Annotated in this window: 16 protein-coding genes and 1 riboswitch; of the genes, 9 read left to right on the top strand and 7 right to left on the bottom strand. The window is 35.8% G+C overall.

Features of this window, described 5'->3' with window-relative positions:
- The first annotated feature begins 124 nt into the window (after positions 1-124).
- Positions 125-982 carry an outer membrane beta-barrel protein gene (locus DCS95_RS01735; RefSeq protein ID WP_116769120.1) on the top strand — a complete coding sequence of 286 codons (858 nt, stop codon included), beginning with the start codon at positions 125-127 and terminating at the stop codon, positions 980-982.
- Between the two features lie 122 nt (positions 983-1,104).
- Here the strand turns inward: DCS95_RS01735 and DCS95_RS01730 are convergent, their stop codons facing one another.
- The 3 genes from DCS95_RS01730 to DCS95_RS01720 form a co-directional block, all read right to left on the bottom strand.
- Positions 1,105-1,404, bottom strand: a complete 300-nt coding sequence (locus DCS95_RS01730) for an EF-hand domain-containing protein (protein ID WP_116769119.1) — start codon at positions 1,402-1,404, stop codon at positions 1,105-1,107.
- A 130-nt stretch (positions 1,405-1,534) separates the two neighbouring features.
- Positions 1,535-2,278: a hypothetical protein gene (locus tag DCS95_RS20390; protein WP_208630724.1), complete on the bottom strand. Its 744-nt coding sequence runs from the start codon at positions 2,276-2,278 to the stop codon at positions 1,535-1,537.
- A 238-nt stretch (positions 2,279-2,516) separates the two neighbouring features.
- Entirely contained in the window at positions 2,517-3,782 is a 1,266-nt protein-coding gene (locus DCS95_RS01720; RefSeq protein WP_116770116.1) for an aryl-sulfate sulfotransferase, read from the bottom strand.
- A 279-nt stretch (positions 3,783-4,061) separates the two neighbouring features.
- A riboswitch (SAM-I-IV-variant riboswitch) is annotated at positions 4,062-4,159 on the top strand.
- Positions 4,160-4,210: 51 nt separating this feature from the next.
- Between DCS95_RS01720 and DCS95_RS01715 the strand changes: the two genes are divergently transcribed.
- The gene (locus tag DCS95_RS01715) at positions 4,211-5,509 is read left to right on the top strand and encodes a Na+/H+ antiporter NhaC family protein (RefSeq protein ID WP_116769118.1); all 1,299 of its coding nucleotides are present in this window, start codon (positions 4,211-4,213) and stop codon (positions 5,507-5,509) included.
- A 74-nt stretch (positions 5,510-5,583) separates the two neighbouring features.
- On the opposite strand, the gene hxlA is transcribed toward DCS95_RS01715, so the two are convergent.
- A complete protein-coding gene (gene hxlA, locus DCS95_RS01710; RefSeq protein WP_091604148.1) occupies positions 5,584-6,213 on the bottom strand; it encodes a 3-hexulose-6-phosphate synthase in 630 nt (209 codons plus the stop codon).
- A 46-nt stretch (positions 6,214-6,259) separates the two neighbouring features.
- Positions 6,260-6,844, bottom strand: coding sequence for a 6-phospho-3-hexuloisomerase (gene hxlB, locus DCS95_RS01705; protein ID WP_116769117.1), 585 nt, complete (start codon positions 6,842-6,844; stop codon positions 6,260-6,262).
- 225 nt (positions 6,845-7,069) lie between these two features.
- Between hxlB and DCS95_RS01700 the strand changes: the two genes are divergently transcribed.
- A complete protein-coding gene (locus DCS95_RS01700; RefSeq protein WP_071342277.1) occupies positions 7,070-7,912 on the top strand; it encodes a helix-turn-helix domain-containing protein in 843 nt (280 codons plus the stop codon).
- 149 nt (positions 7,913-8,061) lie between these two features.
- Here DCS95_RS01700 and DCS95_RS01695 read toward each other — a convergent pair whose 3' ends face one another.
- Positions 8,062-9,102: a leishmanolysin-related zinc metalloendopeptidase gene (locus DCS95_RS01695; RefSeq protein ID WP_116769116.1), complete on the bottom strand. Its 1,041-nt coding sequence runs from the start codon at positions 9,100-9,102 to the stop codon at positions 8,062-8,064.
- 124 nt (positions 9,103-9,226) lie between these two features.
- Positions 9,227-10,441, bottom strand: a complete 1,215-nt coding sequence (locus DCS95_RS01690) for a patatin-like phospholipase family protein (protein WP_116769115.1) — start codon at positions 10,439-10,441, stop codon at positions 9,227-9,229.
- A 222-nt stretch (positions 10,442-10,663) separates the two neighbouring features.
- On the opposite strand from DCS95_RS01690, the gene DCS95_RS01685 reads away from it, so the two are divergent.
- The 6 genes from DCS95_RS01685 to DCS95_RS01660 all read left to right on the top strand — a co-directional run bounded on the left by DCS95_RS01685 (position 10,664) and on the right by DCS95_RS01660 (position 15,493).
- Positions 10,664-11,248 (top strand): TetR/AcrR family transcriptional regulator, encoded by a 585-nt coding sequence (locus tag DCS95_RS01685; protein ID WP_116769114.1) that lies wholly within the window; start codon positions 10,664-10,666, stop codon positions 11,246-11,248.
- Between the two features lies 1 nt (position 11,249).
- Entirely contained in the window at positions 11,250-11,915 is a 666-nt protein-coding gene (locus tag DCS95_RS01680) for an NAD(P)H-binding protein (protein WP_116769113.1), read from the top strand.
- 12 nt (positions 11,916-11,927) lie between these two features.
- Positions 11,928-12,560, top strand: coding sequence for a nitroreductase family protein (locus DCS95_RS01675; protein ID WP_116769112.1), 633 nt, complete (start codon positions 11,928-11,930; stop codon positions 12,558-12,560).
- Positions 12,561-12,610: 50 nt separating this feature from the next.
- Entirely contained in the window at positions 12,611-13,768 is a 1,158-nt protein-coding gene (locus DCS95_RS01670; protein ID WP_116769111.1) for an iron-containing alcohol dehydrogenase, read from the top strand.
- Between the two features lie 127 nt (positions 13,769-13,895).
- Positions 13,896-14,795: an EamA family transporter gene (locus DCS95_RS01665; RefSeq protein WP_116769110.1), complete on the top strand. Its 900-nt coding sequence runs from the start codon at positions 13,896-13,898 to the stop codon at positions 14,793-14,795.
- A gap of 86 nt (positions 14,796-14,881) precedes the next feature.
- Positions 14,882-15,493, top strand: a complete 612-nt coding sequence (locus tag DCS95_RS01660; RefSeq protein ID WP_116769109.1) for a DEAD/DEAH box helicase — start codon at positions 14,882-14,884, stop codon at positions 15,491-15,493.
- Positions 15,494-15,501: the final 8 nt, after the last annotated feature.

Below are 15,501 nucleotides of genomic sequence, written 5' to 3'. Positions count from 1 at the left end.
AATAGTTACAAATTTGTTCACTCTAAAATAAGTGCTAAACGTAATAAATATTAGGTTTTTGTAAATATTTGAGACTTACATGTTTAAAATGATAAAGACTTAATAACGGTATAAAAAAATTAGTATGAAGCGTATATTATTAGCATCAATTTTGGGAATGATCGGCACTATTTCTTACGGACAATGGCAGGTTTCTGCAAGTTCTGGCTATGCAATAGGTAGTGCAACTATGAAATTAGGAGAACGCATTACGGCATCTGAAACAGAAAATTCGTATGGTAGTTATGGTGAAGGCACAAACTTTCAATTAAGGGGAACCTATTTTTTCGATGATTCTTTTGGTTTTGACCTTGGGGTTGGTTACTTACATGGTACTGATCAAGATATATCTGTAATAAGCCTACCAAGTACAGAAGTAGATGCTGTGGCAAGAGCGCGTGCCTTTGGAGCTTCGGCATCTGTAGTATATAAGTTTACCAATAATATTTATGGTCGTTTTGGTGCCTTATTAAAATTAGGAGGTAAAACAGAGGGTGTAATATATCAAAAATCTGTTTTTTCCGAAGAAGAGGCAGAAGCTTTGGGCGTACCAGATGGTTCGTATTCAGAAACCAATTATAAGGAAGATTTTCACGGTCATTTTCCATTGGGTTTTGTAGGGGCACTTGGATATAAATATGATCTGGATGATAATTTTAGCCTTTTCGTAGAAGCTGAATATTATGGTATTAGTTTAAAACGTAAAGATTCTGAGATTACGGAGTTCAATACCGATGTAAAGCTACCTGACGGCTCTGTTGCCGTTAGTGGATTATATACCATTGATAATTTACCAGAGGGAGTAAACAAGAATACTACTTATGTAGATGAACTATCAAATACGAATACCGATACCACACAAGAATTATCTCAAAAAGTACCATATTCTTCATTTGGATTAAATATTGGTATTACATACAAATTCGCGAAAGCTTCGAAATAAACCTTTCAACAATTATTACGCAGCAATATAAAAACCCCTGTTTGTAACAAACAGGGGTTTTTTGTAATGAACTAAAAATGAAATAAACGTATTCGGGGGAGAATACGTTTATATGGAAGGTTTTATTTTAACAAACCAAGTATACCTTCCAATTCTGTAAGATTTAAACTAGAGTTATTATTTGTATCCAGCACTTCAAAATTTTCAGATACTTCTCCAATAGCTTCGGTTGAACTAATAGCTTCATCGTTATTAGTATCCAATAAGCTAAATAAGCTCGCCACTTGCTGTACCGTAGAATTAGAACTTAGTGAGCTTAATAATGTAGCAGCATCGGACATTGATGACGTGTTCATGTTCTTTACACTGTTACAACTGGTTATTGAAGCAATAATGATAAACGTTGCAATTACTTTTTTCATGGTTATGTGTTTTTAATATTAATGTATTACAAAAGTATCTTTACCTCTTAGTAAGTGAAAACATTATATACCAATAGTGTAATTATTACTACGTATCTATAGAATCAATAGATGAAAAGTGATGTATTGCTCAATTGAAGGCATCAGCCTTAAACCAAATATTGATTGAGACTTCTTCAGGTCGTTCATCTTGTGGTGGTGCGCCATGAGAACCTCCTCGACCGCCACCACCAGGACCACCACCTTGACCACCTCTGCCGCCTCCCGGTCCGCCACCTTGTCCTCCACCACCAAAGCTTACATTTGAGCTTTCAGTTTTTGTTTCGGATGTTATTTTTGGAGTCACAATACCAATGGATAATTTGGTTAATTTGGTGTCATTATCAGCAATACTATTTTTTGGTATTTTTAATTGATAACGAAGTTCTTTTGAAGCTTCGTCATAGTTATAGTTTATCGTAGCGCCCAAATTGTTTAGGTCTAAATGAAATTCTTCTTCATAATCAAAATTAATAAAGCGTGCCGTTCTGGGCATTTCTTCCAATAGCTCGTTCATGTCTGGTCTTTTCCGCTCTTGTTCATCCGTTTTTTCACGAGTATTATTATCTCTTTCATTTCTTTCTGGACGCTGTGGCGGAGTCCTATTGATTGGATATTGAATAGAAACATTTTTCTTCTTTTTTCCTTTAGCATCAAAATACACATAAAAGCCTCGGTGCAACATAGACATCATAGTAGCTTGGTCAACTGTACTTAACTCGACGATAATATGCTCTTCGTCTACAATGCTGTGATATGTAATGTTATCCTCTGTATTTTGAGCTTGGCCAATAGCCAAAACAAGTATCAATATTAGCATAGTATATGTTTTCATTTTTTTTGATCTTAGTAATTTTTTGGAATCGTAAACCTATTGATTAAACAAGGACTAAAGAAGAATTTTAAGTGGATGCCATAAGATTTAAAGTGAATACCTGAATCTTTAATGGTAACATGTTTGAACAATGCTAATTGTTTTGATTTCATAATATAGATGGATTAAAAGTAGAAAAGCTCCAACATTGCTATTGGAGCTCTTCATCATCAATCAATCAATCAAAAAAACTATCGTATTATAGACCCAATGCAGTTATGGCATCATCATCTTTGGTGAACGCATAAGCTCGCCAAGGTCTAGTGTAATTTGTATATCTCCATAGAACGTCCCCGTCACTGTTCACTTCCCAGATCGCTCCTGTTCCTTCACTGATTAGAGTGTTGCCATTGCTCATTCTAACACCGCTACCTAAGCCATTGCTATATAGGTCGCTATCTGTAAATTCCCATATTAATTCCGGTTCATTGTCTTGACCGGCCACTAATTCGTATGGCGGACTCAGTTGATATTCCGCTACTGCCGACTGGTTATCGTATTTGTTATTTACAAAAACCAGCATTTTATTGTCATCAAAAAGGTTAGGGTAATGAACTCTGTTCATGGTCACTTCACCAACATTATCATAAGCAAGAGGATTACCAAAACGGTATACCAAATCGCCACCCAAATTGTAGTTTCCTCCAGTACTTGTCGCAGCTTCTTCTGTAGTGGTGCTGTGATCAATGACCCAAACCTCACTATAAAAGTTTACTGTCATATATAACAGGTCATTAGTTTCATCTAGCGTAATACCATTAACGTGCATGATATCGCCATCTGTTTGATCATTATTATAATTAACATCTATTAAGTTGGGTACATCGCCAACAACACCAAAATTTGACTTACTTTCATCGTAATCTTGTACCAAATGATCTGTAGCATGCCACTCCCATACTATTTCTTGGGTTAAAGGGTTCATTTCTATAATGGCTTCGGGGTATATATCAAAATTGCCAGAAAAGCCCATTTCAGCAGCATCTGCAGCACTTACTTCTTCCCATACCGGAAATATGATGTTACCGTTGGACAAATAATTTATATCATGGTGAGCTATATAGGTATTAGAAGAATATTCAACTTCCCATTCAATAGTTTGATCAGCATTGATCTTTCTAAATGCCCCACCATAACCGCCAAATGATATTCGGGGATTATCCACTTTTATCGTAGATACCAAACTACCATCAGATTGAAGCATGGCATCATTACCCAATTGATCACCGTTAAAGTCCCAATCGAACAAGGTATTACCGTCATGATCAATTAAATATACTCCGGTGTCTGGCGCAATGGCAAGAATATAAGAATCACTATCAACGGTACTGCTTGCTTCTGTAGTATCGCTACTATCATCGGTTATATCTTCTTCAGTAATAGAGACATCATCAGAATCATCACTACAAGAGGCTAAGGATAATAAGATCAAGAATAAAGAGACAGTCCCTAATTTAAATTTCATTTTACTCATCATTCAAATTTTTAAAGGTTGTTAAATTGTTTAAGCATCTAAGTTTATAGTTGCGAGTCTCTGTTTAGATGATAAAGGTAGATAGAAGTTTAAATGAGAATGCGGCTTCTCAGTGAATGAGATTCGTTATTCAGTGAATGGGTAATTTGGCTAGGTTAAAATATTTGAATGTAACCTATGTGATAGAATCAAGACACAAGCAGAACAATTAATGTTATAATTAATATAAAATCTGATTTTATGAGTTAACAGTTGATTATTTTTGCGCCCTTAATTTATCAAGAATCTCAAATAGAGATAGCAACCTGCAATAACGAGCAAGGTGCTAAAAGTGATAAGCCAATACCTTTGGAAAAAACGTTAACACCTTCCTTTTGTATTTGCTATTGCGTTAGTTGAGGTTCTGTAAAAAGAATTTTATGAGCCAAGTTAAAGCTGTAGTTGCCAATTATAAGGCATTATTTCCATTTTTAGTATTCATTATCGTGTTTTTAGGTGTGGGTATTTTTCAGCAAGATTTTTATGCACTCCCCGCTCCTATTGCCGTTATCGCAGGAATTTTAGTGGCATTTCTCATGTTTAAACAAGCAATGGACGAGAAAATAGCTGTTCTGTTAAAAGGTTGTGGTAATGATAAAATACTTACAATGTGCCTAATATATTTACTTGCAGGGGCTTTTGCAGCTACAACCAAGGCAATGGGTAGTGTAGACGCTATAGTGCATTTAGGTCTAGATGTAATTAGTGGGCAGTTTATTTATGTAGGTGTATTTGTCATCGCCGCATTTTTGTCGATCTCAACAGGAACTTCCGTAGGTGCAATTGTAGCATTGGCTCCAATCGTTATGGGTTTTGCAGATACCGGTAATTTTTCATTGGCAATTTTGTGTGGCGCATTATTAGGAGGGGCTATGTTCGGTGATAACCTTTCTGTAATTTCTGATACTACAATTGCGGCAACACAATCGTTAAACGTTAAAATGAGCGATAAATTTAAGGCCAATATCAAAATAGCTGTCCCGGCGGCCTTTATAAGCATGATAATTTTAATCTATCAAGGGTTGGTCATGGATACACAAGGGTTGGAAATGGAAGCATACAGTTATTCCATACTTAAGATCGTACCTTATTTAATTGTGATTACACTTTCTGTAATAGGTGTAAACGTATTTGTAACTCTTGTATTAGGGGCAATTTCTGCGGGAATTTTGGGAGTTTTCTATGGAGACTTTACCATTTTAGAATTTACACGAATATCGTATACCGGATTTACCAATATGACGGAGATATTCTTGTTGTCTTTATTAACTGGAGGATTGGCTGCTTTGGTAACATACAATGGCGGTATAGAATTTATTCTACTTAAAATCAAAACCTTGGTAAAAAGTAAGAAGTCTGCCCAATTTGGTATTGCCGCCTTAGTATCTACCATAAATATGGCAATTGCGAACAATACGGTCTCAATAATTATATCTGGACCAATTGCAAAATCCATAAACGATGAATATGCATTGGAAAACAAACAAACTGCATCAATTTTAGATGTTTTTGCGTGTATAACGCAAGGATTACTCCCTTATGGAGCTCAGGTGCTTATGATTTTGAGCTTTGCAAACGGCAGTATTAGCTATATTGATTTGGTAAGTAATACCTGGTATCTGTTATTGTTACTGATTTCTACGATATTATTTATTGGTTTACGACCAAAACAGAACTAGCTAGAAACAACAAATCCCCATTAAAAATGGGGATTTAAGTTGCTGTAAAAGTACCACTTTCGTCTTCTACCTGCTTATGCCATTGCCAATTCTTGTAATTCTTTGGCTGCATTGGCAGGATCTTCTGCACCATATATAGCGGCACCGGCTACTGCAACTGTAACACCAGAGTTTTTAACCGCGGTAATACTGCTTAAATTAACACCACCGGCAATAGAAACTGCCACTCCTGCTCTAGTTGCTTCATCAATAAGTACCTGTATAGAGTAACCATCTTCTGCTTGCTCATCTAAACCGGCATGTAGCTCAACAAACTCTGCACCTAATGCAATAGCTTCTTGCGCACGTTTAACTCTATCTTTTACACCGATAGTATCGACAACAACACCTTTACCATGCTCTTTTGCCGCTTTAACAGCACCTGCAATGGTAGAATCGCCTGTTGCACCTAATACCGTAATGTAATCTGCACCAGCTCCAAAAGCCATATTTGCTTCTAGTTCACCTGCATCGGCAGTTTTAAAATCAGCCAATACCAATTTATCTGGGAAAGCATCTTTCATTTTTCTGATACCAGCTAAACCTTCACTTTTTATAAGCGGAGTTCCTAGTTCGATAATGTCGATGTAAGGAGCAACTTTTGTTGCTAGTGCTATTGCGTCATCTATATTCAATAAATCGATCGCTACTTGTAATTTTGCCATAATATGCTATTTTAATGTTCTAATTATTATTTATTTAAACTTGTTCTTATTCCATGTTTGCGTGACGTTTCCATAATTCAGATGCTGTGCTGCCGTCTAGATCCCAAAGGGTTTGTATCAATGCATCGAATGTCAAAAGCAATGATTGTTCAAAAAGGCTACCGGCATACTGTTTAGAAACATTTTCATCTCTTGCCTGTTTTTGTGCTGCGGGTATAACAACTGTTTGGTCAGACATAGTTGCCAAAGGAGATGTGTTGTTAGTGGAAAAACAAATTAACCCTGCCCCTACTTTTTTAGCAGTTTCAGCAGCCCTAACGATACCACTCGTTGTGCCCGATCCTGATCCAGCAATCAATACATCTCCTTCTTTAATCGCCGGTGCGGTAGTTTCACCTACAACATGTACTTGATACCCTAGGTGCATTAGTCGCATTGCCGATGCTTTCATCATCAATCCTGTTCTGCCTGCTCCCATTACAAAAATGTTTTTGGCATTGTTTATTGTCGGAATCAAACTTGCTATTTCATAATAATTAATGGAGTGTGTCAATTTTATATGCTCATTTATAATAATGTTCATTGCACTTTCCACTAATTGTGTTTCCTTATTTTTAAGTGTATCCTCCATAGCTAAATTGACTTTGTTTGTTCTTCTTTTACTAACTGGGTACAAAGTTATTGTGAGTTTTATAAGGAAAGTGACACTATTTGGTAGATGTCTGGTACAATTTGCCAATACCTAATTTATTGATGGTAGAATTCGCTATTTTTGTGGTACATTTTGGAAACAAGGTCATTTTGATGGATTAAAATGATAACTGATAATTAATTAGATCATTTATAAATAAAAGCTATGCTGAGTGATAAAGTATTATACATTAAAGATTTAGGTAACTGTCCACCAGCTTATTTAAACGACCCAGCTAGAAGAGATTTTTTTGAGATCGTATGGTTGGTCAATGAAGATGCACTTCATGAACCACAGCACGATTTTCAAACATTAAGAGGAGATTGGATTTATCTAATACCGCCATACCGGGTTCATCAATTGAACAAGGCAGGTAAGAATGGAGTGTTGATTTCTTTTAAACAAGAATTGTTGGAAGGCGATCTAAAGGAATTTTTGTTAGACGTTTTTAGAATGTTCAATATACAAGGTGAGTTTTCGTGTCTTCAGGTAAATGAAGAAACCAGTAAAGGCTTAACGACCGTATTGCAGTTATTGAAAGATGATTACAATAAGGAAACCGTAAACCTGGTTATGATCAAAGCCCTTTTAAAGGTCTTTCTATTAAAGCTGATACATTTAAAAGAGCAGCATTTTACCCTGCAGGATATTAATGAAAAAAGGGTTTACGAGTTTATGTTATTATTGGAAAATAACTATAAAGAAGAACGAAATGCAAAATTCTACGCAGAGCAATTAGGTATAAGTGCCAAGCGCTTAAATCAAATATTAAAAGAAAAGCTGGATAAAACCGGAGTACAATTAATTCATGACCGTTTAATTCTTGAGGCAAAACGCCAAATTATTCATAGTGAGAATACCATTAAAGAAATTGCCTATAACCTAGATTTTAAAGATCACTCCTATTTTAGTAGGTTCTTTAAACAGCATGCGGAACAGACGCCACAGGAGTTTCAGAACAAGGTGAAAGAGCATGTGATTTCTCATGATAATACCTTGTATAGTTAATATTTTAATTTTCTATAGACTAGGAGCCAATTCTCTAAACTCGGTACGATAACCAAATTCGGCTAAAGTAATAACAGATATAGCCATGTAAAAAAAAGCCTGCATCATAATTATATGATGCAGGCTTAAAATCTAAATGATTATATTGATTATTTGCTCGTATTGACAAATCCTCTAATACCTAATAAAACCTCCATTTTAGCAATATTAAGTCCAGGATTTTCAGCCGTACCTTCATCACCTAATTCATTGATGTCTACTCCTTCTGTTCCACGTGGTAGGTCATAAGACTCTCCAACGGAAGCAGAACCATAACCAAGATCTCTCATAGATCCAGCTGTAATTCTACTTAATGGATTTTCTCCTAGATTCAAGAAACCTGTCATTAGTTCATTATTTAAAGTAGATTCTCTCCAATGACCTAAAGCAGTACCTGGTCCTCCCATATTTTCAATCGGTAACTCATTTGTACCACCTTCAGCATTCCAAAAAACGTTTGCTTTTTTTCCTGTAAAATATGGATTGCTATCTGGACCTGCCCTTAGGGTTCTATCAAAACCAAAAGGAACTGTATTCCAAAGTGTACCTATTCCTAAAACATGCCCCATTTCATGAACAATAACCTCTTCAAATAAGTCTATTTCTTCAAGAAAATCTAAATCATCCACGTCAAAGAACATAACTCCTGTCAATGATAAGAAATCTTCTGTTCTTACAAATTGAGGTCCAGCTTGACCAAGAATTCCACCAGGGCCATCTATTGGTGCTAATGCTACTTCAATAACGAGGTCATCTATGGTATCAATATCAGGAAAACCTTGAAAAGCAGACGGTACTGGACCAGAAACATCTGGTACATCTTTAATAATAATTCTTTCCCATCTGGCGGCTGCAGCTTCGAAAACTTCAACTTGTCTATCTGTTGGAGGCAATAAATACTTTAAAGTGATATTATAACGACCTTTTTCTGCATTACTGGATTTCGCAGTTTGAACATCTGTAATTCCTAAATCATCAATAATTATAGGATTATCAGTGGGGGTTTTTAAGGCAATTTCAAGCGGTTTAACTTCTTGTACTAATTCGACTTCAGAATCTAATTTATCTTCTGTACAAGATGTGAAAACGAATGCACCTAATGCACATCCGATAGCTAAAAATTTACCTGTTCTTTGTAAAGTGTTTTTCATAAAAATATAGTGTTTAGTGTAATTATTTGATAGTTTATCTCATGTAAGTGAGCTAAAAAATCAATTATGTTAAATTTAACAAAATCTTTTCGTTTGTTCTATCTTGTAACTAAAATTATTTGCTTTAAGATTTACTGTCCCACGTAAACCACCTTTCTATAGCGTCTTTATACCATTTATCGCCCTGTAAGAAAAGAAGGTCATTACTACGTTCTACTCTAAATTCAATAGGCTGATTATAGATCAGTCCGTTTTTCCAACCAATAAAACACTTTATTAATTTATCGATTTCTTCATCTGTAGTTAAGTCCATATCCATTTTATAGAGCTGTTGGATCAATGGAATAATTTCTTCAGCACTATGGGTATCATAATGTATTAAAGGTGATAATCTAATAATCTGCTCATTGGGTTTATTGCCCGTTGCAGCTTTTAAGAACATCATAGCAATGTAATTGGCGGTGTCTGGCGGTTGATATAATATGGTTTTAGCTTGGTGCAGTACCGTTTCTTTAAAAAAATTAAATTGAGGTTTCCATTTTGAAAAATGGAATTTCTTTCTTCTGAATTGAAGCGCAATTTGTTTCCAGTTCCAAAAGTCCCTTTTAGAATCTGCTGACATTAAGGAATTACTGGTGCCTAAAGAAACAACGCGAATGGTATTTAGGTCTACTCCCAATTTATATGCCTCAATGATTCCTGCTAAAATAGGATTGTTGAATCCGCCGAGAGCACCGTCCCAAAGCTCATAGAATATTTCGCTACCCTTGGCCTTAAAGCGTGCAGGAAAATCAAAATATTGTACGGGAGCGTTAGATGAAGCGTTTATGGCCTGTGTAAGTCTAACGGAATCATCTCCTTCGGAATTCGATGAGAACGATTTAAAAAATTTTGCACGATTGTTCAGTGCATCGTATGTTGCAACAACAATTTTAAGGGAATTCTTTCCAATGAGTTTTGGAAGTTCATCCATTTGTATTTTATCGATTTCGGGAAACAAGCTCTCAAACGCTTCCTTTTTTCTTTTGGCACTATATTTAGGTCCGAAACCTGCATTGAAGAGTCCGAGATAATCCACCGGAAAATAGCGGTCTTTAAAAGTATTTTTATGAAATATAAGCTCCCTGTTACTTTTCTCCTTAAAAAGGGCAATTGCCTTGTCTAATGTATAATTTTCTGCCAATGCCGCCAAAACGATACTGCCCCCTGAGTTTGCAATAATTAAATCAAATTTTTGAAGTATTTGGTGACCGTTTAAATTTCCGTAACGATCTTTTAAGGTAAGCAATTGAATTATTGCCCAACTTCCGCCGCCATCTAAAGATAGAATTTTATACATGTGTTATGGAATACCTAGTAAGGTTAGTAGATGTAGTAAATGAAAAGGACGTGGGAACTACCTTTATTAGACATCTTAAAGTTAGTGAATTGTGGTATAAAGTTATTATAGGAAGTTCTTAGAATTTATGAGGATATTGTATTTTAATGGTATGATTAAAGTTGTGTTAATAAAAAAGAATGAACATTCATTTTTTGTAACTTTGTGTAAAGAATTAGACTTATGGCAGCACTTCAAAAAAGTATAGACAAACGTAATGCACTTATTAATGCAACCATAGAACTTGTGAACAACAATGGTTTTCACGCTACGCCAATGAGTAAAATAGCAAAAATGGCCTGTGTATCACCAGCTACTATATATCTGTATTTTGAAAATAAGCAAGACTTGGTCAATAAAACTTATATAGAAGTGAAGTCTAAGTATACTGAATATGCTTTTGCCACTTATGACGAAAGCATGACAGTAGAAAAGGGTTTTGAGGTCATATGGAAACGTATTGCCGAATTTAAAATGAAAGAGTGTGCCAATTCTATGTTTTTAGCACAATGTGATAATACTCCTATGATCGATGAAGCTAGTAGACAAGAAGGTATTAAGCACTTACAACCTCTATTGGACCTTTGGAGGCGTGGAATAAAGGAGGGTGTTATAAAACCCATGTCTGAGTACATGCTGTATGCCTACGCTATAAATCCGCTTTCATTTTTGGTCATAGCCCAAAACCGTGGCTCTGTTCAATTAGACGAGCCTCAATTAAACCAAGCCTATGAAGCAGCTTGGAATAGTATAAAAGTGTGTGAATAGTATGAAAAAGACAGCTATAATATTAGGAGCATCCGGTTTAACCGGCGGATTACTTTTAGATCGCCTAATAGGTGACGAAAGGTACCAAACCATAAAACTATTTTCAAGGTCTAGAATTGATGGTTTGCCCAATAAAGTACATCAGCATATTGGTAATTTGTTGGTCTTGGATCAGTTCAAGAATGAGTTTACAGGAGATGAAGTGTATTGTTGTATAGGGACTACCGCGAAAAAGACTCCCGATAAAGAAAGGTATAAAGCCATAGATTATGGTATACCGGTAGCAGCGGCCAAGCTTTCTAAAGAAAACGGAATCAAAACCTTTATAGTGGTTTCTGCCATGGGTGCCAATAAAAAAAGTAGTGTTTTTTATAATCGTACCAAAGGTGAAATGGAGCAAGGTGTTTTGGATCAGGGCATACAAAAGACCGCTATTTTGAGACCTTCTTTAATTGGTGGAAATAGAGATGAACGTAGGGTTTTGGAAAAGATAGGTCTTGTTGTATTTAAAATTATACAACCCTTATTTATCGGTCCGCTGAAAAAATATAAAATAGTCAATGCCGATTGCATAGCGCAGGCGATGTTGAATATAGCGAATACTACAAGTAATACCAATGTAATTATTACATCAGACGATATAGAACAATTAGCAAAAACAACTTAAATAAATTTTAGAATGGAATTATTAGATAAATTAAACTGGAGATACGCTGCTAAAGCAATGAACGGCGAAAAAGTGGCGGAAGATAAGGTAGACCGTATATTAGAAGCTGCTCGCCTTGCTCCTACTTCAAGCGGTTTGCAGCCATTTGAAATCATTGTCGTTAAAAATCAAGATATAAAGGAACAAATAAGACCAGTAGCTTGGAATCAATCTATGATAACCGATTGTTCTCACCTTTTAGTTTTTGCTGCTTGGGACACCTATACCGTTGAACGTATTAATTACATGTTCGATCTAACAAACGAGATACGTGGGTTTAAAAACGAAGGATGGGAAAACTACCGTAACATGTTATTGGACTCATACCCACAGAAAGATGCTGAAGAAAACTTCAATCATGCCGCAAAACAGGCTTACATTGCTTTTTCTCAAGCCATAGCAGCAGCAGCTTTTGAAGAGGTAGATGCTACCCCAATTGAAGGGTTTGATCCAGATGCCGTAGACAAAATTTTAGGCTTACGCGAAAAAGGATTACGTAGTGCTGTTTTGTTACCACTAGGTTATAGAAATGAAAGTGAAGATTGGTTGGTTAATCTAGTAAAGGTTAGAAAACCAATGAAAGATTTGGTAACGGTTATAGAGTAACCTTTTATCAAATTATAAATATAGATTACAAATTAAAAAGAAGAGAGAAAATGAACAATTTTGAATTTAAGAACCCTACCAAGATTATTTTTGGAAAGGATACCATAGCGAAATTAGAAAGTGAAATACCTGCTGATGCTAAAGTTTTAATGCTTTATGGTGGAGGTAGTATCAAAAAAAATGGAATATACGATCAAGTAACCAAGGCATTATCAGATGTAGATATGATCGAGTTTGGTGGTATACCAGCCAATCCTGAATATGCAACCTTAATGGAAGCATTAAAGGTCATAAAAAAAGAAAATATAAATTATCTACTTGCTGTTGGTGGTGGTTCTGTTATTGATGGAACAAAATTTTTATCGGCAGCTGCGGTGTATGATGGTGATACGCCTTGGGATATACTTACCAAAAATGTGAGAACCAAAAAAGGGATGCCTTTTGGCACCGTATTGACATTGCCGGCTACAGGTTCTGAAATGAATTCTGGCGCGGTAATCACTAGAGCCGAAACCAAAGAAAAATTGGCTATGGGCGGACCAGGATTGTTCCCAGAGTTTTCTATCCTAGATCCACAGGTAATTACATCTATACCAGAGCGCCAATTGGCAAATGGTATTACAGATGCTTTTACCCATGTTCTAGAGCAATATATGACCTACCCGATAGATGCATTATTGCAAGATAGGTTTGCCGAAAGTATTCTACAGACATTGATCGATGTGGCACCAAAAGTTTTGAAAGACCCAACAGATTATAAACCAGCTGCAGATTTTATGTGGAGCTGTACAATGGCACTGAACGGTTTAATTCAAAAAGGAGTTCCTGGCGACTGGGCCGTACATATGATGGGTCATGAGTTAACTGCTTTGTTCGGTATTGATCATGCACGTACCTTGGCTATAGTGGCACCAAGTCACTACAAATATTATTTTGAAGCTAAAAAGGAAAAATTGGCACAGTACGGTGAACGTGTTTGGAATATAACCGAAGGTAGTGTTGATGATAAGGCTTATGCGGCCATTGAAAAGACCGAAGCATTCTTTCATGAATTAGGAATCGATACCAAATTATCGGATTACACGAAAGAATATGAAGGTACTGCCGAAGAAATTTCTAAACGCTTTACAGATCGTGGTTGGAAATTAGGTGAACGACAAGCTTTACTGCCAGAAGACGCTGAGAAAATCGTTAAGATGGCCTATTAAAATTTAGTTTGAGTGTTGAAAAAGGGGATGTCTTGTAGAGAGGCATCCCCTTTTTTTATTTCAATAGGTTGCATAAAGTTTTCTTAATATGAACTAATAGTAGAAAACCAATATCTTCGCGCGCATTATGTGGATGTACCTTGGACTTTTAGCAGCTTTATTTTTAGGATTACATAACTTATGCAAAAAGCATGCGGTGCAGGGCAATGAAGTTTTTCCTGTACTACTGGGCACTATCTCATCGGGGTTTTTATTGCTCCTGCCCTTTTATCTTGGGTCTTTGTTTTTTAAGGATTATATGGTATCCATAGATTTTTATATTACCAATATTCCTCTTAAAACACACGGGTTTATCGCAATAAAATCGGCTATAATGGCGGCATCATGGGTGTTGGCTTATCAGGCATTAAAACATTTACCTATAACCATTGTTACGCCCATACGTTCCGCTGGTCCGTTTTTTACTTTTATAGGTGCTATTACCATTTACCAAGAAAAGCCGAATTCGTGGCAGTGGATAGGTTTTTTTCTCATTATATTTTCGGTGATTTTGTATTCCAGAATAGGAAAAAAAGAAGGAATTCATTTTAAGCGAAATAAGTGGATTTTTGCCATTGTAGGAGCAACTTTTTTAGGAGCTTCTAGCGGATTGTACGATAAGTTCTTAATACAAAGTTTAGCATTAAATCCGCAAACATTACAATTCTGGTTTTGCTTTTATACCGTTTTGTTCTTATTGATCATACTTACCATTACCTGGTTTCCTTTTAAAGAAAAGAGAAAAGCCTTTACTTGGCGTTGGACCATACCGTTGGTTGGTATTTTACTGCAAATAGCTGATTATTTCTATTTTAAGGCATTACAAGATCCAGACGCGTTGATCATGCTGTTGTCCGCCATAAAACGAAGTCAAATATTGATTGCTGTAGTTATTGGAGGTTTTATATTTAAGGAACAGAATAAACGTAAGAAACTGGTACCGCTGGCAGGGATCATGCTTGGTGTATTTCTAATACTGTACAGTTAGCACTTAAAAGCACTATCTAATTGGTATAGCCCTTTGTAGATAGTATCTTTGTAAACTAGCAACTTGTTTAAAAAGAGGAGCAATTTATGGCATTTAAAAAACTGAATCCGCATTTACTTGAAAGGTTGTCAAATTTTTCTATTGAAGAACCTACCAAACTTCAGAAAAAGAGTATTCCAATAATAAAAAGTGGTGCAAATGTGTATTGTACTGGACCAAAAGAAAGTGGAAAGACGACAACTTTAATTTTGACCACCCTACAAAAACTACAATGTAAAGCCGAGGGAAATGCGCCTAGAGCCGTTGTGGTTGTTGAGAATAAGGAAAAGGTATTGGAACTTTATGATAAGTTTTTCGAGTATACCAAGTATACGGATATGAGACTATATGCCAGTTATAAGGAATTGCATATTGATATTCAAAAATCGGAAATATTTGAAGGGATCGATATTTTAATCACGACTCCCACCACCTTGCACAAATTGTTTTTATTAAATGGAGTAAGTACATCACAATTAAAAATATGCAGCATCGATGATGGCGATTTTCTAAGTCAAAAATCGAATTATACTGCAATGATTACCGTTTCGCAAAGTATAATGAAATGCCAGTATGTTCTATATGCTGAAAAGCTATCTCCAAAATTGGAACGATTCGAAGATTTCTTTATGGAACGTTCGCAGTATGTAAAGGTGTAAATTAAAGC

The sequence above is a fragment of the Maribacter litoralis genome (genome assembly GCF_003075045.1).
Lineage (GTDB): Bacteria > Bacteroidota > Bacteroidia > Flavobacteriales > Flavobacteriaceae > Maribacter > Maribacter litoralis.
This window is presented reverse-complemented; position numbering and strand designations above follow the sequence as displayed.